Source organism: Isoptericola croceus, assembly GCF_029382255.1.
Lineage (GTDB): Bacteria > Actinomycetota > Actinomycetes > Actinomycetales > Cellulomonadaceae > Isoptericola > Isoptericola croceus.
Map to the genome: position 1 here is coordinate 196,651 of NZ_JARLLG010000006.1, position 16,932 is coordinate 213,582.

Consider the following 16,932-nt stretch of genomic DNA (forward strand, 5'->3'; position numbering starts at 1 on the left):
GGCACCGGACAGCAAGGAGTACTTGTGCTTTCGCGTCGTTCTCGCCCGCTCAGCGCTGCACTGACCGCGGTCGCCCTGGTCACCCTCGCCGGGTGCGGCGCGTCGGAGGTGGTCGCGACGGACCAACCTGGTACCAGCGGCGAAGGTCGCACCGAGTATCCGGTGGTGCTGGAGAACTGCGGGCACGAGGTCTCCATCGAGTCCGCCCCGCAACGGGTCGTCTCCCTGGACCAGAACTCCACGGAGATCCTGCTCTCGCTCGGCCTCGAGGACCGCATGGTGGGGACGGCGTCGTGGACCGACCCGGTCCTCGAACCCCTCGCCGCGGCGAACGACCAGGTTCCGCGCCTGGCCGACAACGCACCGACGTACGAGGTGCTGCTCGGAGCAGACCCGGACCTCGTCACGGCGTCCTTCGGGCGCCACTTCACCGAGGGCGGCGTCGTCACGCGCGACCGCCTCGACGAGACGGCTGTCCGTTCGTACCTGTCCCCGACGGACTGCGACAACGGCACCAGCGTCAACGGTGGAGGCACCAGGACGACGCCGCTCACCCCCGACGCCGTGTACGACGAGATCCGACAGCTCGCCGAGATCTTCGACGTGCAGGCCCGCGGTGAGGTACTCGTCTCCGCGCTCCAGGCACGCGCCGACGCCGCGCTGGAGGGCCTCGACCTCGACGGCCGGACGATGGCGTTCTGGTTCGCCGACACCAAGACGCCCTATGTCGCCGGCAGGTTCGGCTCCGCGGCGCTGCTCGCCTCCACCACAGGCGCGACGAACGTCTTCGCCGACCTGGACGACGACTGGCCCGCCGTGAGCTGGGAGAGCGTCACCGACGCCGATCCCCAGATCCTCGTCCTCGGTGACCTCCAGCGGGACCGTTTCCCGGGTGACCGGCTCGACGACAAGATCGACTTCCTCACGAACGACCCGCTCACCCGGACGCTGGACGCCGTCCGCAACGAGCGCTTCATCGCCCTGCACGGAGCCGAGATGAACCCGTCCATCCGGTTCGTCGACGCCCTGGAGAAGATCAAGGCCTGGCACGTCGAGCACGAGGAGGAGCTCTGAGCACGGCAACCGCCCCGCCCGGCACCCGAGCACCCGCGCCGCGACCGGACCGCGCGCGGACGAGCCGGATCGCATCGCGCAGGCTCGTCGCCGCCGGCATGCTCACGCTCGCCGGCGTCGTCGTCTTCGCCCTGTCGGTCGGGGTCGCGATCACTCTCGGACCCGCCGACGTGTCGCTGGTGAACATCCGCGACATCCTCCTGAACCACCTCGGGCTGGCCGAGATCCCCGTCCGGCCGTCGAAGGATGCGATCGTGTGGGAGGAGCGTCTGCCGCGCGCGCTCGTCGCCGCGGCATGCGGCGCCGGGCTCGGGCTGTGCGGTGTGATCCTGCAGTCGCTGCTGCGGAACCCGCTCGCCGACCCGTTCGTGCTGGGAATCTCCTCCGGCGCGTCGATGGGTGCCGTCGCCGTCGGCGTGCTCGGGCTCGGCGGGGGAGCGCTCGGACTGTCGGGCGGCTCCTTCGTCGGCGCGCTCGTCGCGTTCGCGCTCGTCCTGGTGATCGCGCGGTTCGCGCGCGGCGGTGTGGCCGGCATCGTGCTCGCCGGGGTGGCGAGCACCCAGCTGTTCTCCGCGCTCACCTCCCTCATGGTCTTCGCGTTCGCCGACTCCGACGAGACCCGCGGCGTCATGTTCTGGCTCCTGGGATCGCTCGAAGGCATGCGCTGGGACGACGTCACGCTCTGCGTGACGGTGGTCGTGGCCGGAACGCTGGTCTGCCTGCTGTCCGCGCGAACGCTGGACGCGTTCGCGTTCGGCGACGAGGTCGCCGCCTCGCTCGGCATCCACGTGACGCGGACACGCGCGGTCCTGCTCGTGCTGACGGCGCTGCTCACCGCGACGCTGGTCAGCGTGGCCGGCGCGATTGGCTTCGTGGGGCTGGTGCTCCCGCACGCCGCACGCCTCCTGTTCGGGCACCGGCACGCGCGCGTCATCCCGGCCACGGCGATCATCGGGGCGATCTTCATGGTCTGGGTCGACGCGGGCTCGCGCGTCGCGTTCGCCCCGACGCCGCTGCCCGTGGGCGTCGGGACCGCCCTCGTCGGGGTACCCGCGTTCATCGTCCTGCTGGGACGCCGGAGGTTGCGGACATGACGCTCCACGCAGACCGGGTCTCGTGGCGGCGGGGCGGCGCGCTCGTCGTCGACGGGGTCTCGCTGCTCCCCGAGGCCGGCCACACGATCGGGCTGCTCGGACCGAACGGGTCCGGGAAGTCGTCGCTGCTGAGACTCCTCCACGGGACCGCCCGGCCCACCGCCGGCGCCGTCTCCCTCGACGGCGCCGACCTGGGCACCCTCCGGCGCCGTGACATCGCCCGCGCGGTCGCGACGGTCACCCAGCACACCGTCACGGACTCCGACCTCACGGTGCGCGACGTCGTCCGGCTGGGACGCACGCCGCACCGCCCGGTCTGGGGCGGGGACTCGCCGGACGACGAGCGTGCCGTCCAGGCCGCCCTCGAGCGCGTCGGACTCGTCGAGATGGCGGACCGCCCGTGGCTCACGCTGTCCGGAGGGGAACGCCAGCGCGCGCACATCGCCCGGGCTCTCGCGCAGGAGCCCCGCGAGCTGCTGCTCGACGAGCCGACGAACCACCTCGACATCCGCCACCAGCTCGAAATCCTCGCGCTCGTCGCGGACCTCCCGCTGACGGCGATCGTCGCCCTGCACGACCTGAACCTCGCCGCGATGTTCTGCGACAGCATCCTCGTGCTCCGCGGCGGGCAGGTCGTAGCCGCCGGCACCCCGGCCGAGGTGCTCACCCCCGCACTGATCGCGGACGTGTACGGCGTGACCGCCGACGTCGGCCGGGACGACTCGGGGCGACCGACGGTCAGGTTCCGGCCGCACACCCGGACGGAGCAGCAGACGGTCTGACAGCCGGCGTGGGCGGATGCGTCGCCCCCGGCCTGACACCGAGGTCTGGACTCAGAGCGTGGCCTGCCAGGCCACGATCCGGTCGACGGCGCGCGCCACGACGTCCGGGGCCGCGGCGAAGGACAGCCGGACCCAGTCGCGGCCCCGCTCGCCGTCGAAGTCGGTGCCCGGTGTGATCGCGACGTCGGCCTCGGCCAGCAGCCGCGCACAGTACGTCACGGAGTCCATGCCGAACCGGGCCACGTTCCCGTAGAGGTAGAACGCGCCGTCGGCCGGGGCCACCGGTCGCCAGCCGAGCTCGTCCACCCGGTCGAGCAGCGCGGTGCGCGACGTCGCGTAGCGCTCGACGTTCGCCGCGGCGGAGGCGTAGCCCTCGGCGGAGAACGCCGCGATCCCGGCATGCTGGGCCAGGGCCGGGGGAGACAGGGCGACGTTCCCGGCGAGCGCGTCGACGGGGCCGACCAGCTCGTCGGGGAGCACCAGCCACCCGAGCCGCCAGCCGGTCATCGCCCAGTACTTGGAGAACGAGTTCACGACGACGGCGCCGCGGTCCGTGTACGTCGCGGCGGTCGCCTGCTGGACGTCCTGGCTGTAGGCGATGCCGTGGTAGATCTCGTCGCTGATCAGCCGCACCTCGTGCTCGGCGCACCAGCGCGCGACGGCGTCGAGCTCGGCCGGGGCGATCATCGTCCCGGTCGGGTTGGCGGGCGACGCCACGACCACGCCGTCGAGCCCGCCGCCGTAGTAGGCCTCCATGAGCTGGGAGACGGTCGGCTGGTAGCGGGTCTCGGGCCCGCAGTCGAGCTCGACCACCTCGCAGCCGAGCGCCGCGAGGATGTTCTTGTACGCCGGGTAGCCCGGGCGGGCGAGCGCGACCCGGTCACCGACGTCGAACGCCGCCAGGAAGGCGAGCACGAACCCGCCACTCGATCCGGTGGTCACGGCGATGCGGGCCGGGTCGACCTCGACGTCGTACCAGCGGCGGTAGTGCCCGGCGATCTCAGCCCGCAGCGCGGGCACCCCCAGCGCCTCCGTGTAGCCGAGGTCCGCTCTGCGCAGCAGGTCCGCGGCGCGCTCGCGCACGACGTCGGAGGCACCGGTGGACGGTTCGCCGGCGCAGAGGTTGAGCACGTCGTGGCCGGCTGCCCGGCGGGCGTTGGCGGCGGCGAGCACCTCCATGACGGCGAACGGCGGGACCTGGCTGCGGCGCGAGACCTTCATGCCACCCATCATGCCCGGCATCGGCCGCTGCTCGGCGCGGCGAGGGATTGGCTACTGTCGACCGGTGCGCATCCTTTGCTCGTTCGTTGGTGGTGCTGGTCATCTTGTGCCCCAGCTCCCGTTGCACGTCGCCCTCGCCGAGGCTGGCCATGAGCTCACGCTGGTGGGGCGCGAGTCGGCGGCGGCTGCTGCGCCGGCCGGGGTCTACCGGCGGATTGCGGCCGTGCCGGATCGACGAGCCCATTTCGCTGACGCGATCGCACCGCTTGCCCCGGTCGACATCGAGCACGAGCTGTCCGTCGTCGAGCGCTACTTCGCGGGCGAGGCCGCGCAGCGTGCGGCGGCATCGGTCAGCAGTGAGTTGTCTGGCGTCGACCTGGTGGTGTGCGACGAGGTCGATTTCGGTGCGATGGCCGCCGCTCAGAGAGCGGGTGTGCCCGTCGCCGTCGTGGCGGTCATCGTCTCCGGAGCTCTCGTCCGGCCGAACCGGCTCACCGGCGCGCTGGAGGCACTACGCCTGGAGCTGGGTATGCCGATGCCGATCCGCCCGCGCGGCGACCTGTTCGTCGTCCCGTTCGCGCCGACCATGCGTGACCCGCGCTTTCCCGCACCCGATGATGCCCCGTGGGTACGTCCCGAGCCTGGACGCGACCCCCGCACCGAGCCGTACGTCGTCGCCACGCTCGGGACCGAGTTCAACACCGAGTCTGGCGACCTGTTCGACCGGATCCTGGCCGCGCTGGACGGAACCGGAACGCCGGCGACCGTCGCCGTCGGGCGGGACCTGGATCCCGCCCGCTTCGGGCCCCAGCCCTCACACGTGCGGGTAGAGCAGTACATCGACCTCGACGCAGCGCTCTCACGCGCCGACATCGTGCTCCACCACGGAGGCAGCGGACTGTTCGTCAGGTCCGTGCTCGGCGGCGCCGCCCAGATCGTCTTCCCGATGGGGGCCGATCAGCCCTTCACCGCTGCCCGCGTTCGGGACTTGGGCCTGGGACACGTCCTCGATCCCCTGACGGCGAGCGCTGACGCCATTGCTCAAGCCATCACCAACGTTCGCGCCGACCAGTCGGTGAAGCGTCGTGTGGAGGCGCTCCGGCTGGAAGCTCTCGCGCTCCCGAGGCCCTCGACCATCGTCGGACGCCTGGAAGCCCTCGCCAAGACTGCGTCATGTACGCCCTGGTGCCCACGACCCAGGGCGGGCGAACCGACCATCGACGTGCCGTGAGTTGCCGAGACCTGCCTGCCTCCTGACGACGCCACGCCCGTCGTCGTCCTCATGGCGTCGCCGCGCGCTCGGTAGCGTAAGGCCCATGGCAGCCCACCTCCGTGAGCCCCAGGACCCCGAGCGCGACGGTCACGCGGCCGCACAGGACCCGTCCCGCCGGGCCGCGCAGTACCGCGTGGACCGTGAGGTCGACCGCGAGCGCGCCGAGCACGGGGGCGCGCCGACGGATGCCGCCGAGGAGCGCGGCGCCACGGGCACCGAGACCTCGGACGAGTCGACCGCGCCTCCGCGGCGCCGCATGGACGACCGCGCCCTGTGGGTCGACACCGTGGTGGACCAGGCGATCCGTCGCGGCGAGTTCGACGACCTCCCGATGCAGGGCAAGCCGCTGCCCGGCATCGGCGGCACGCACGACCCGGACTGGTGGTTGAAGAGCCTGGTCGAGCGGGAGCAGATCACCGGCGTCCTGCCGGCCGCGCAGCTCCGCGCCGAGCACGCCGCCCTGGACGAGACCCTGGACCGTGAGCACGACGAGCGCCGCGTCCGCGAGATCGTCGCCGACTTCAACGCGCGCGTGATCGACGCCCGCCGCCAGCTCACCGGGGGACCGCCGGTCGTGACCCCGACCCGCGACGTCGAACGTGAGGTGTCTCGCTGGCGTCAGCGCCGTCGGTAGTCTCGCTCTCATGACCTGCACCGTCGCCGACCTGATGACGCGGACGACGGCGGCGCTCGATGTCCCCGCGCGCCCCACCACGGTCGACGGTCTGGACGCGGGGGAGCCGTCCGCCGTGGTGCGCGGCGTGGCCGTGACGACCCTGGCGACGCTCGAGGTCCTGGAGAGGGCGGTGACAGCCGGTGCGAACGTCGTCGTGACGCACGAACCGCTCTTCTACGACCACCAGGGCGCGTCGACGGCGGAGCTCGCCCGCGAGCAGGACCCGGTGCACGCTGCCAAGGCTGCCTTCGTCCGTGCGCACGGCCTCGCGGTCTGGCGGGTGCACGACGCCTGGCACGACCGACGCCCCGACGGCATCGACGAGGGCACCGCCCGCGCGCTCGGTTGGGCGCTGGACCCGGACGCGGCGGCCGAGGGTGTCGCCCGGTGCGATGTCCGCCCGACGACGGTCCTGGCGCTGGCCCGGCACGTCGCGGCGGCGCTCGGCTCGACCCAGGTGCGGTACGCGGGCGACCCGCACCGCACGGTCCGCCGGGTGGGGCTCGACCTGGGATTCCGCGGGTTCGCCCGCAACCGGGCGCTGCTGCGCGCGGCGGAGGTGGACGCCGTCGTCGTGGGGGAGGCGCACGAGTGGGAGACCGGCTCGTACGCGACGGACCTCGCACACCTCGACGGCACGGGACTCGTCGTCGCCGGCCACGTGCCGAGCGAGCAGGCCGGGATGCGACTCTTCGCGGACCTGCTGCGCACCGTCGTCCCGGAGCTGCCCGTGACGTTCCTGCCGACACCCGATCTCCTCACCACGGCATGAGGTGGGGCCGCCCGGTCGCGCCCGGCCGTCGCGGAGCCTACGTTTCCGGCATGCGTGAACCCGCTCCTGCCACCACGCCCGAGCCGACGGCGGCGGGGGCGTGGGTGCCCGACATCCTGGACGGCTTCGAGCAGCGCACCCTCGAGCTGGGCCCGGACTTCGAGGGCGAGGTCGTCGCGACGCTCGTGCGTCGGCGCCGCGACGTCCCGCCGCCCGACGACGCGGGCATCGACCTCCTCTACGTCCACGGCTGGACGGACTACTTCTTCCAGACTCACCTGGCGGACTTCTGGGAGGGGCTCGGCGTGCGGTTCCACGCCCTGGACCTGCGCAAGTACGGCCGCAGCCTGCGCCCGCACCACACGCCCGGGTTCGTCACGAGCCTGCGCACCTACGACGAGGACGTCGAGGCGGCGCTGACCGTGATCGGGCACGGGGCGGGGGGCGGCACGGGCCGCCGGCTGGTGCTCATGGGCCACTCGACCGGGGGACTCGTCCTCAGCCTGTGGGCGCACCATCGCCCGGGCCGTGCGGACGCGCTGGTGCTGAACAGCCCGTGGCTGGAGTTCCAGACCCGGAAGGTCGGCCGCCTGGTGCTCGAACCGAGCATCCGGGCGCAGGCCGCGATCGCACCGCGCAGCAACCTGGTGAACGTCGACCTGGGCTTCTACGCCCGCACCATCTCCTCGAGGCAGGACGGGGTCTGGGACATCGATCCGGCCTGGCGCCCTGACGACGGGTGGCGCATCACGCCCGCCTGGCTGGCCGCGATCTTCTCGGGGCACGAGAGGGTCGCGCGCGGCTTGTCGATCGACGTCCCGATCCTGGTGCTCCTCTCGGCGCGCTCGACGCCCCCGGTGCGCTGGACCGACGAGATGACGCGCACCGACACGGTGCTCGACGTGGTGGGGGTCGCCGCCCGCGTCCCGCAGCTCGGCCGGCTGTCGACCCTGGCACGTATCGAGGGTGCGCTGCACGACGTGACGCTGTCGTCACCGGAGGTACGCGACGATGTCTGGTTCGAGACGGAGCGCTGGTTCCGCGCCTACGTGCCGCCGCTCCCGCCTGCCCCGGCCCCCGCGCCCGAGCCGCGCGGGTGGCGGCGCTGGTTCGCCGGCTTCCGGTCGGCCTAGCGGACGCCGAGGGCTGCGCGCACGTGCGCGACGACGCCGTCGGCGGCGGCCTCGACCTCCGCGAGGCACGTCTCGAACCCGTCCAGGTCGCCGTACCAGGGGTCCTCGACGTCGAGGACGGACTCGCTGCCGCCGGCGGGCACCGCAGGAGCAGCCGGGTCGAACGACCTGTACATCCGAATGTTCGCTTCTGTACCGTTTGCGAGCCGCCGCAGCGCCCGGGCGTGCTGGGCGGTCATGGCGAGCACCAGGTCACGCTCGGCGAGCTGGTCGGCCTGGACCTGACGGGCCCTGTGCCCCTCCCCGGTCGGGTAGCCGCGCCCGGCGAGCACCCGGCGCGCGCGAGGATCGACCGGGCTGCCGTGCTCCTCGTCGCTGATCCCGGTGGAGTCGACAGTGACGCGATCGTCGAGTCCGGCGTCCGCGAGGCGTTCACGCAGCACGATCTGGGCCATGGGGGACCGGCAGATGTTGCCGGTGCAGACGGTCATCACACGGTAGGTCGCTGAGCTCACGCGCCCATGGTCGCAGAAGGGCCGCAGACGCGCGGGGCGGCTCCCGTCCACGTAACGTGGCTGCATGAGGTGGTCCGCAGACGGTCTGATCGCAGTGACGGGCGCGACCGGTCGGCTGGGCTCGCGCCTCGCCTTCCGGCTGGCTGCCGAGGGCGCCCACCAGCGGCTGGTGGTCCGCGACCGCTCCCGCGTGCCACGGCTCAGCGACGGCCGCCCGCTGCCGGAGTGCGAGGTCGTGACCGCTGACGGCTACGAGGACGTCGCAGGGATGCGCGCTGCGTTCGACGGTGTCCAGACGGCGTTCCTGGTCAGCGCCAAGGAGTCCGCCGACCGGGTCGCGGTGCAGACCGGGGCCATCGACGCCGCCATCGCCGCCGGCGTCGAGCGGCTCGTGTACGTCTCGTTCGTAGGAGCTGCACCGAACGCCGTCTTCACCTTCGCCCGGGACCACTGGGCCACCGAGCAGCACCTGCGCCGCACCGGGCTGCGATGGACAATCCTGCGCGACAACCTGTACCACCAGGCGCTGGCAAGCTTCGTCGGGCCCGACGACGTCATCCGGGGACCGGCAGGCGACGGGCTCGTGGCCTCGGTGGCGCACGACGACGTCGCCGACGTCGCGACCGCCGTCCTGCTCGACGAGAAGCCGCGCCGGCACGACGGCGTCACGTACGACGTGACGGGACCGATCGCGCTGAGCCTCACGCACGTCGCGGCCCTGCTGACGCTGGCGACCGGTCGGCAGATCACGTACCACGCCGAGACCGTGGAGGAGGCCTACGCGTCGCGTGCCGCGCTCGGTGCCACCGACGTGGAGCTGGCCGGGTGGGTGTCGTCGTACACCGCCATCGCGGCCGGCGAGCTGGCCCACGTGTCGCACGACGTCTCACGTCTGGTCGGACGCCCCGCGCGGTCGTTCGAGCAGTGGCTCGACGACTACCCGATCGAGTGGGAGCACCTGCTGTCCCGGGAGCCGGCGGGGCCGGACTGATCCGGGCGCGTAATTCCCTTGGCACGGACCGCCGTCGGGCATAGCGTCATCGCTACGTCGAAAGGAGGTGATCCGAGAAGTGAAGACTCTTCGGACCAGCGAGGTGGTCACGGGCTGAGTCCCGTGACCACCCGGGACCCGCGGGTGCCGTGCCATCGTCCAGCACGGCAGGAGACCACTCCACCCCGCGGGTTCTTCTATGCCCGGCCGCAGTAGTCCGCGATGGCGTCGGCGGCGACATACTCCGTCACGGGGTCGGGCGAGGCGGCACAGTCGGCGACGTCCGTCTCGATCTCCTCGAACGAGGTCACGTCCGCGTCGACCGCGTCGCTGCCGTCGCCGCACGAGACGGTCACGGTGCCGGTGGTGCGCTCGGCGTAGGCGTAGAGCACGTAGCTGCCCTTGCCGACGTCCGCCAGCAGCTCGTCGGACTCCTCGATCCGCGGGACCTCCGTCACCGCGAGGAGACCGCCCGCGACGGCGTCCCGCACCATCGCCTCCTGGTGCTCGGTCGCGCCGCCGCCGGCCACCGCGGAGGCGGCCTCCCCGCGGGTCCACTCGTTGCGCACGGTGGTCTCTCCGGCGCCGGACACCCGGACCACCGCCACCGCCGTATACATGTCCTTGGTGTCCGGCGTGCCCTGCCACTCGACGGCCACACCGTCTCCGCAGCTGCTCTCGACAGCCGGGGCCGTGTCCGCCGCGGGGCTCTCCGAGACCTCGCCGGCACCCGGCTCGTCCGCACCTGCGCAGCCTGCCAGCAGCAGTGCCGCACAGCCCGCGGTCACGACCGCCACACGTCGGCCGTTCGTCCTTGGTCCCGCTCCGTTGCGCCTCACGCGCCGAAACCTATCCGACGAAAAACGCTTCACGACAGGGTGAAATCGTCTCGGGACGGCAACGATTTCGCATCGCCCGGTGCCGTCACCCCTTCAGCCCGGAGTGCGCCACCATCAGACGAAGTGAGGCGCGTTGCTAGCTCGTGAACGGGTTCGCGGGGTCGATCGTCGAGCCCGAGGTCGTGCCGCTACCTTCCGCCTCTGCCTCCGCGCGGAGCCGCGCCTGCTCCTGCCGGACCGTCCGCAGGATCGCGATCCCCGACCCCGCGACGCAGGCGGCCATCACACCGATGAACAACCCGAACGGGATCACGTCCTGGACGAACAGGAGGACCGCCGCCACGAGGACGGCACCCTCGACCACGGCGATCTTCAGGAAGCTCTTGGTCAAGGCAGGCTGGCGGGCTGGCGACGGCTTCTCCACACTCATGCCGCGAGCATAGAGTGTCGCCGCCCTGGCAGTTCGCCTCACGGCGAAGCGCGGTACCGGCGTGCAACCTCCGGGTCTCGCGAGCTCTGCACCCCCAGGGACGTCATGACCGACGACCGCTGGCGGCCAGCACTGCCGCGAGGCCTTCTTGCAGGTCCTGGACGAAGTACTCGGGAACCTCCAGCGACGGGAAGTGCCCCCCGGCGTCGGGCGTCCTCCATCGGACGATCTGTCGGTACCGCTCCTGCGCCCAGGGGCGCGGGGTCTTCTCGATGTCGCGGGGGTACATGGTGATGGCCGACGGCACCTCGACGCGAAGCTCGGGGTCCATCGAGCTGTGGCTCTCGTAGTAGATGCGAGCCGCTGACGCGCCGGTCCGCGTCAACCAGTACAGGGTGACGTCGTCGAGGACCCGGTCTCTGGAGATCGTCTCGAACGGGCTGTCCTCGGTGTCCGACCACTCGGCGAACTTGTCGAGGATCCAGGCAAGAAGCCCGACCGGTGAGTCGACGAGCGAGTAGCCGATGGTCTGCGGTCGGGTCGCCTGCTGCTTCGCGTACGCCCCGCGGGGGCCCGCGTAGAAGCCGCGGGTCTCCTCGGCCCACCTGCGCTCGACCGCCGTCAGGCCGTCCGTGGTCAGACCGGGCGGCGCGTCCGCGAACGTCGTGTGGATGCCGAGCACGTGCTGCGGGAACCTGCCGCCGAGGACGGTCGTGATGTTGCCGCCCCAGTCGCCGCCGTGGGCTGCGAACGTGCCGTAGCCGAGCCTGCCCATCAGCTCTACCCAGGCGGCCGCGATCCTCTCGGTGCCCCACCCGGTAGAAGCCGGCTTGTCGCTGTAACCGAAGCCTGGGAGCGACGGGGCCACGACGTGGAACGCCGGCACGTCGACGTCATGCGGGTCTGCCAGCTCGTCCACCACATCGACGAACTCGGCGATGCTGCCTGGCCAGCCGTGCGTCAGGATCAGAGGAGTGGCATCTGCTCGCGCGGATCGGCGGTGCAGGAAGTGGATTCCCAGTCCATCGATGGTCGTGCGGAACTGGCCGATCCGATGAAGGCGCTCCTCGAACGACCGCCAGTCGTACCCGGTACGCCAGTAGTCCACGAGATCGACGATGTCGGCGAGCGGAACGCCCTGCTCCCACCGGCGAGGGTTGGGCCCAGCGCGGTAGACCGTCTCAGCCTCCGGTAGTCGCGCCGCAGCCAGCCGCGCGCGCAGATCCTCGAGGTCGGCGTCGGTGGCATGGGCTTCGAAGGCGTGCACGGTGGACATGAGACCTCCAGGGGCATCTGAACCAGGCGGCAACCGTCAGAAGAAGGCACGCTTCAACGCCGCCAAGCACGAGAGCTCCGGAACAGCAAGGTAGGCGTTGATCTCGGTGCCTCCACGGCTGGGGGCTACAGCGGCGGCGGGCTAAAGGTAGTGGTGGACCGCCTTGCGGAGGTGCTCCGCGTACTCGTAGATCTCGTCGAGCGAGTCGATCGGGTGCCGGGTCTCGGTCTTGTCCTCGTCGAAGAGTCCGAGGTACTTCTGCGCGGTGTTGAAGTGCAGTCTCGCGATCGGCTTGCGGTTGTTGTCGTCCAGCAGGATCCCCATGTAGCTCTTGGTGTCGCGGTGCACGATCCGTGCCGGCACGACCTCGCTGCAGGCGATGGCTCTGACGATCTGGTAGCCCTCGATCTCCTCGAGCGTCGTCTCGATCCCGCGGTCGTCGGAGGCCTCGGCCCCAGCAGTGCTCTCAACTGCGGCCTCAGTACCGGTCATCGAGGCCGCAGCGGTGTCTGTGTAGGACTGTCCACCGAGCGCTGCCTTGAGACGATCGTTCACCTGGTCGGCGAGAAACTGATTCATCGCTTTCGGGACGAGAACGCGGAACTGATCCTTGACCCGCTGAGTGAAGGAGCCGTCATAGACACGGTTGGTGAGGCTCTTGACCCAGTCGTCGTCCGGACCGCGGAACTGTGTCGCGAGAACTCTCTTGAGCGCGCCGATGTACTTGAGCTCCTCGGCCGCGTTCACGACAGAGTCGAGATCGAAGGCATCTTTCGTCAGCTTCTGAACCTCAGGAACGAGGGTCTCGTCGAGGTCCAGCAGGTCGAGCTGAAGAAACGGCTTCTCGTCCATTCGGTTCGGCCGATCGAGATCCGTGAAGAAGTGGAAGTGCTGTCCGTTCGTCAGGATCGCGATGCGCGCGTTGGTCGTAGCGAAGTAGCGGAAGAGCTGCGACGCATGATTCAGGCTCAGTGGCGACCCTATGGCCTTGGCCTCGATCAGGATCTGCAGCTGGCCACCGGTGACGATGGCGTAGTCGACCTTCTCACCCCGCTTGGTCCCGACGTCCGCGGTGAACTCCGGGATGACTTCGTTGGGATTGAAGACGTCATACCCCAGGACCAACGAGATGAACGGCATGACGAACGCGTTCTTCGTCGCTTCCTCTGTCTCGATGGTCGCCTTCTGCTGCTGGACCTTGGTGGCCAAGGACGCCAGTCGCTCGCCGATCTCCACCTGTACTCCTCATCAGACACCATTGTCGCCCCAGCAAACCTAACTGCCGTCGGTGCAGGGCGCCATCGGCCCGAGCGACTGTCACGGGTGAAATCCGAGCAGGAGATCAGCGTCGTGCCGGACAGAGGTCGGCCCCGTGGGCGTCCTGAGCCGGACGCCCACGGGGCACACGGCCGCAGCCGGTGACGAACCCGTCAGCCGGCGTACGTCTCGAACTCTGCGACCCTCGGCGTCCCGCTGGAGCCGAGGATCTCGAAGTTGATCTTGCTCAGCGTGGTCGCGGGGAAGGAGATCACTCCGGCGCCGCTGCCCGAGGCCAGCACGGCACCCGTGTCGTGGTTGACGACGCGCCACGAGCCGATGTTCCCGACGGCGCCCGCCGCCTCGACGATGTTGATCCGCGAGACCGTGGTGCCGGAGCCCCACTTGATCGAGATGCGGCCCGTCGAACCGCTCGGCGACCAGTAGGTGCTGGTGTCACCGTCGCGGACGTCGCCATAGCTGGTGCCGCTCGCCTTGCTCGAGCCGTCCGAGCCAGCACCGATGCTGAGGTTGGTGCCGCTGGGCGGACCGGTCGGGGCCGGCGTCTGCGGCGTGCACGAGCCGTCCGAGACCCGCAGGCCCTTGTTCGCGCCTGCGGTGGCCGCGACGATCGACGGTACGCAGCTCGCGTTGTCGAGGGCGTAGGCGTAGGGGATGGCGACCGTGGTCGTCGACGTCGGGTTCGGCCCGGCCGGGTTGTGGTCGCTGCTGCGGCTGGACCAGGTGACGTTGTCGAAGATGTTGCCACTGACCTGCCAGTAGCCAGCCTTGTCCGTGTAGAAGGTGCCCAGGACGTCCTTGGAGTCCTCGAAGTAGTTGTTGTCCACCTTCACCCGGGCGCCGACCCGCGAGTTGATGCCGGACGAGTTGATCTGACGGAAGTGGTTGTTGTACGTGTGGGCGGTGCCGGCGCGCAGCAAGGGCGCTCGTGAGTCGATGTTCTCGTAGAGGTTGTGGTGGAACGTGATCGGGCCGTTGTTGGTGTCGGTGTCGCTGGACCCGACGAGGCCGCCGCGGCCGGAGTTGCGCAGGATGCTGTAGGAGAGGGTCACGTACTTGGTGTTCGCCTTGATGTCGAACAGCGCGTCGTAGCCCTCGGACTCGCCACCGGACGCCTCCAGGGTCACGTGGTCGACCCAGACGTTGCTGACGTTGTTCTCCATGCCGATCGCGTCGCCGCCGTTGGACGTCGGCGAACCGGACTTCTTGACGTTCCGCACGTGCACGTTCTGGATGATGATGTTCTCGGCGGAGCGCAGGTGGATGCCGAGCTGGTCGAACAGGGCGCCGCGGCCCACGCCGACGAGCGTGACGTTGCTGATCTCCTTGAGCTCGATCACGTCGGCAGCGGTGTTGCAGCTGCTGCCGGAGACCTTGCTGGTGTTGCCGTGGTTGATCGTGCCTTCCACCTCGATGATGATCGGGGTGTTGCTGCTGGCCCTGCTGCACAGTGCCTGGTGGATCTGCGTGCCGGTGGTGGCCCTCACGGTCTGCCCGCCGGCGCCTCCGGTGGTTCCGCCGTTCTGGGTGGCGAATCCGGTGGCGCTGCCGGTCGCGGCCTGCGCGTCCGCCATCCACAGGGCGGTGAGGCCCATCGTTGCGGCGAGGGCCATCGTGGCCCCTGCCGCCGTGAGCCGTACTGCGGCTGTCCTTCTCATCGCTGCCTCACTTCGTGATCGAATTCGGGCATTACGGGCGGTTCGGCGCATCCTGCCGGAGTCTCCGGACCCGGGCATCGTTGCCCGGGACGACGCACCGCCTCATCGAAGAGCCCCTGTCGCCTGCCGCACCAGCGCTGGTACGGCATGCCCAGATGAGTCCGGTTCCATCGGCAACCGGTTTCCCATGCTAGAGATCGGTTTCTCGCTCTGCAAGTGTCCGCGAGCAACTGTTCGCGACGCCGTGCGAGGGGGGAACCGCTCTGCCACCGTCGTCGTTGGCAGAGGGTGGAGGAGACCCATCGATGAGCGACGACAGCACCGAGCACTGGTTCGAACGACAGGTCCTGACCCAGCTGGGAGCAGACCCGGCCGTCGCGCCCTTCGCCGCGGAGGACTCGGACGAGATGATGGCTCGGCTGCGCGAACTGCGCGTCGAGTTCTCGCAGCTCCTCCTCTACTACCGGTTCGGCATCGAAGAGGTCTCGACCAAGGTCGACATCCTGCGGCAGGAGTTCGAGAGCATCCACGACTACAGCCCGATCGAGCACGTCCGGTCCCGGCTCAAGTCACCCGAGAGCCTGCTCGCCAAGGCGCTGCGGCAGGGTACGGACCTCACCGTCCCGGCGATCCGAGCCGAGATCCGCGACATCGGCGGCATCCGCATCACCTGCAGCTTCGTCTCGGACGTCTACTGGATCGCGGAGATGCTCAGCGCGCAGGAGGACCTCCGGCTCCTCACCACCAAGGACTACATCGCCGCACCGAAGCCCAACGGCTACCGGTCGCTGCACCTCATCGTCGAGGTGCCGGTGTTCCTGTCCCGTCACGTCGAGCAGATTCCGGTCGAGCTGCAGATCCGGACCATCGCGATGGACTTCTGGGCGAGCATGGAGCACAAGCTCTTCTACAAGTACCGCACCGAGATGCCTGCGCACCTGGCTGCGGAGATCGAGGACGCCGGCCGTGTCGCCGCCGAGCTCGACGCCCGCATGGAGCGGCTGCGCGACGAGGTCCGGCCGTCCCCGCGGGAGCCCCGACCATCCGAGGGCCCCTGAGCGCTCCGCGAGTCGACCGGCATCCTCAGCCCTGCGCGCGCAGCCAGTCGTGCGCGACAGGCAACGCCTCCAGCACGCCGATGTGTCCGTCGCGGGGTCGCAGCCACAGCTCACCCGCGGGCAGCTCCGCCAGCAACCGGTCGGCGTGATGCCGGGGGACCACCCGGTCGGCGCCGCCCTGCACCACCAGCACGGGCGCGGCAACCTCCGCGAGCGCCGTGCCCCACGGCCGGACGAACGCGACGTCGTCGTCCACGAGGCCACCTGGCCACTCCACGTCGGCCCGGCCGGCGTCGTCCCCGAGCGCGGCCCACGGACCCGCGAGCATCGCGTAGTCGGCCTCCGTGAAGCTGGACTCGTCGAACTCGGCCGTCTCGGCGAACCGCTCGCGGGCGCCCGTCCCCCCGAGCGCGGCCCGCAGCGCGCCGTCGTCGGCCATCCCGACGAACCAGGCGTCGGTCCCGTCGTACGGCGCGAGGCCCGCGAGGGAGGTCACGCCACGCACCAGGTCGGGGCGCACCGCGGCGAGCGCAAGAGCGTGCGGCCCGCCGCCGGAGGCGCCGACGGCGTAGCAGCCGGTCACCCCGAGCGCCTCGAGGGCGTGGCCGACGTCGGTCGCGGCACCCGCGACGGACCTCCCGGGCGCTCGGGTCGACCCGCCGTACCCGGCGCGCGCGGGGGAGAGCACGCGCAGGCCGCGCTCGGCCGCGACCTCCACCACGGGCGGCAGCAGCGCGCCGGACTGCGGCGAGCCGTGGTGCCACACGACCACGGGCGCGGCGGGGTCGTGGCCGACCGGTCCCGAGTCGTGTACCACCAGCACGCGTCCGTCGGGCAGGTCGATCTCGTACCGTGCCGTCAT

At 70.8% G+C, this 16,932-nt stretch carries 17 protein-coding genes; 9 read left to right on the forward strand and 8 right to left on the reverse strand.

The window, feature by feature from the left end; genetic code table 11:
- Window positions 1–24 precede the first annotated feature (24 nt).
- The 3 genes from PZC42_RS14320 to PZC42_RS14330 all read left to right on the forward strand — a co-directional run bounded on the left by PZC42_RS14320 (window position 25) and on the right by PZC42_RS14330 (window position 2,950).
- On the forward strand, window positions 25–1,074 hold the full coding sequence (locus PZC42_RS14320; protein WP_277212215.1) for an ABC transporter substrate-binding protein: 1,050 nt from the start codon (window positions 25–27) through the stop codon (window positions 1,072–1,074).
- Between the two features lie 98 nt (window positions 1,075–1,172).
- Entirely contained in the window at window positions 1,173–2,168 is a 996-nt protein-coding gene (locus PZC42_RS14325) for a FecCD family ABC transporter permease (protein WP_277212216.1), read from the forward strand.
- Window positions 2,165–2,950 carry an ABC transporter ATP-binding protein gene (locus tag PZC42_RS14330; protein ID WP_277212217.1) on the forward strand — a complete coding sequence of 262 codons (786 nt, stop codon included), beginning with the start codon at window positions 2,165–2,167 and terminating at the stop codon, window positions 2,948–2,950. The genes PZC42_RS14325 and PZC42_RS14330 overlap by 4 nt, the downstream gene beginning before the upstream one ends.
- Window positions 2,951–3,001: 51 nt before the next feature.
- Here the strand turns inward: PZC42_RS14330 and PZC42_RS14335 are convergent, their stop codons facing one another.
- Window positions 3,002–4,171: a pyridoxal phosphate-dependent aminotransferase gene (locus PZC42_RS14335; RefSeq protein ID WP_277212218.1), complete on the reverse strand. Its 1,170-nt coding sequence runs from the start codon at window positions 4,169–4,171 to the stop codon at window positions 3,002–3,004.
- On the opposite strand from PZC42_RS14335, the gene PZC42_RS14340 reads away from it, so the two are divergent.
- From PZC42_RS14340 to PZC42_RS14355, 4 genes are all read left to right on the forward strand, one after another.
- Complete coding sequence (locus PZC42_RS14340) at window positions 4,128–5,402, forward strand: glycosyltransferase (protein WP_277212219.1); 1,275 nt, start codon at window positions 4,128–4,130, stop codon at window positions 5,400–5,402. The genes PZC42_RS14335 and PZC42_RS14340 overlap by 44 nt on opposite strands.
- A gap of 85 nt (window positions 5,403–5,487) precedes the next feature.
- Window positions 5,488–6,078: a DnaJ family domain-containing protein gene (locus tag PZC42_RS14345; RefSeq protein ID WP_277212220.1), complete on the forward strand. Its 591-nt coding sequence runs from the start codon at window positions 5,488–5,490 to the stop codon at window positions 6,076–6,078.
- A gap of 10 nt (window positions 6,079–6,088) precedes the next feature.
- Window positions 6,089–6,892, forward strand: coding sequence for a Nif3-like dinuclear metal center hexameric protein (locus PZC42_RS14350; protein ID WP_277212221.1), 804 nt, complete (start codon window positions 6,089–6,091; stop codon window positions 6,890–6,892).
- Between the two features lie 50 nt (window positions 6,893–6,942).
- The gene (locus tag PZC42_RS14355; RefSeq protein WP_277212222.1) at window positions 6,943–8,025 is read left to right on the forward strand and encodes an alpha/beta hydrolase; all 1,083 of its coding nucleotides are present in this window, start codon (window positions 6,943–6,945) and stop codon (window positions 8,023–8,025) included.
- On the opposite strand, the gene PZC42_RS14360 is transcribed toward PZC42_RS14355, so the two are convergent.
- The gene (locus PZC42_RS14360) at window positions 8,022–8,516 is read right to left on the reverse strand and encodes a low molecular weight protein-tyrosine-phosphatase (RefSeq protein WP_277212284.1); all 495 of its coding nucleotides are present in this window, start codon (window positions 8,514–8,516) and stop codon (window positions 8,022–8,024) included. The two genes, PZC42_RS14355 and PZC42_RS14360, sit on opposite strands and share 4 nt — an antisense overlap.
- 88 nt (window positions 8,517–8,604) lie before the next feature.
- On the opposite strand from PZC42_RS14360, the gene PZC42_RS14365 reads away from it, so the two are divergent.
- Window positions 8,605–9,531, forward strand: a complete 927-nt coding sequence (locus tag PZC42_RS14365; protein ID WP_277212223.1) for an SDR family oxidoreductase — start codon at window positions 8,605–8,607, stop codon at window positions 9,529–9,531.
- A gap of 197 nt (window positions 9,532–9,728) precedes the next feature.
- On the opposite strand, the gene PZC42_RS14370 is transcribed toward PZC42_RS14365, so the two are convergent.
- The 5 genes from PZC42_RS14370 to PZC42_RS14390 form a co-directional block, all read right to left on the reverse strand.
- The gene (locus PZC42_RS14370; RefSeq protein WP_277212224.1) at window positions 9,729–10,319 is read right to left on the reverse strand and encodes a hypothetical protein; all 591 of its coding nucleotides are present in this window, start codon (window positions 10,317–10,319) and stop codon (window positions 9,729–9,731) included.
- 187 nt (window positions 10,320–10,506) lie between these two features.
- Entirely contained in the window at window positions 10,507–10,800 is a 294-nt protein-coding gene (locus PZC42_RS14375; RefSeq protein WP_277212225.1) for a hypothetical protein, read from the reverse strand.
- A 103-nt stretch (window positions 10,801–10,903) separates the two neighbouring features.
- The gene (locus tag PZC42_RS14380) at window positions 10,904–12,076 is read right to left on the reverse strand and encodes an epoxide hydrolase family protein (protein WP_277212226.1); all 1,173 of its coding nucleotides are present in this window, start codon (window positions 12,074–12,076) and stop codon (window positions 10,904–10,906) included.
- A gap of 141 nt (window positions 12,077–12,217) precedes the next feature.
- Window positions 12,218–13,312 carry a type I restriction endonuclease gene (locus tag PZC42_RS14385; RefSeq protein ID WP_277212227.1) on the reverse strand — a complete coding sequence of 365 codons (1,095 nt, stop codon included), beginning with the start codon at window positions 13,310–13,312 and terminating at the stop codon, window positions 12,218–12,220.
- 194 nt (window positions 13,313–13,506) lie between these two features.
- On the reverse strand, window positions 13,507–14,967 hold the full coding sequence (locus PZC42_RS14390) for a pectate lyase family protein (protein ID WP_277212228.1): 1,461 nt from the start codon (window positions 14,965–14,967) through the stop codon (window positions 13,507–13,509).
- Window positions 14,968–15,317: 350 nt separating this feature from the next.
- On the opposite strand from PZC42_RS14390, the gene PZC42_RS14395 reads away from it, so the two are divergent.
- Window positions 15,318–16,070, forward strand: coding sequence for a GTP pyrophosphokinase (locus tag PZC42_RS14395; protein WP_306575108.1), 753 nt, complete (start codon window positions 15,318–15,320; stop codon window positions 16,068–16,070).
- 25 nt (window positions 16,071–16,095) lie between these two features.
- On the opposite strand, the gene PZC42_RS14400 is transcribed toward PZC42_RS14395, so the two are convergent.
- Window positions 16,096–16,932 (reverse strand): alpha/beta fold hydrolase, encoded by an 837-nt coding sequence (locus tag PZC42_RS14400; protein WP_277212229.1) that lies wholly within the window; start codon window positions 16,930–16,932, stop codon window positions 16,096–16,098.

Excerpts from the sequence above, each read along its gene's own strand:
- PZC42_RS14325 (WP_277212216.1), top strand. The coding sequence starts at position 1,173 with ATGCTCACGCTCGCCGGCGTCGTCGTCTTCGCCCTGTCGGTCGGGGTC.
- PZC42_RS14330 (WP_277212217.1), top strand. The coding sequence starts at position 2,165 with ATGACGCTCCACGCAGACCGGGTCTCGTGGCGGCGGGGCGGCGCGCTC.
- PZC42_RS14340 (WP_277212219.1), top strand. The coding sequence starts at position 4,128 with ATGACGGCGAACGGCGGGACCTGGCTGCGGCGCGAGACCTTCATGCCA.
- PZC42_RS14335 (WP_277212218.1), bottom strand. The coding sequence starts at position 4,171 with ATGAAGGTCTCGCGCCGCAGCCAGGTCCCGCCGTTCGCCGTCATGGAG.
- PZC42_RS14345 (WP_277212220.1), top strand. The coding sequence starts at position 5,488 with ATGGCAGCCCACCTCCGTGAGCCCCAGGACCCCGAGCGCGACGGTCAC.
- PZC42_RS14350 (WP_277212221.1), top strand. The coding sequence starts at position 6,089 with ATGACCTGCACCGTCGCCGACCTGATGACGCGGACGACGGCGGCGCTC.
- PZC42_RS14355 (WP_277212222.1), top strand. The coding sequence starts at position 6,943 with ATGCGTGAACCCGCTCCTGCCACCACGCCCGAGCCGACGGCGGCGGGG.
- PZC42_RS14360 (WP_277212284.1), bottom strand. The coding sequence starts at position 8,516 with ATGACCGTCTGCACCGGCAACATCTGCCGGTCCCCCATGGCCCAGATC.
- PZC42_RS14365 (WP_277212223.1), top strand. The coding sequence starts at position 8,605 with ATGAGGTGGTCCGCAGACGGTCTGATCGCAGTGACGGGCGCGACCGGT.
- PZC42_RS14375 (WP_277212225.1), bottom strand. The coding sequence starts at position 10,800 with ATGAGTGTGGAGAAGCCGTCGCCAGCCCGCCAGCCTGCCTTGACCAAG.
- PZC42_RS14380 (WP_277212226.1), bottom strand. The coding sequence starts at position 12,076 with ATGTCCACCGTGCACGCCTTCGAAGCCCATGCCACCGACGCCGACCTC.
- PZC42_RS14390 (WP_277212228.1), bottom strand. The coding sequence starts at position 14,967 with ATGGCCCTCGCCGCAACGATGGGCCTCACCGCCCTGTGGATGGCGGAC.
- PZC42_RS14395 (WP_306575108.1), top strand. The coding sequence starts at position 15,318 with ATGAGCGACGACAGCACCGAGCACTGGTTCGAACGACAGGTCCTGACC.
- PZC42_RS14400 (WP_277212229.1), bottom strand. The coding sequence starts at position 16,932 with ATGACGGCACGGTACGAGATCGACCTGCCCGACGGACGCGTGCTGGTG.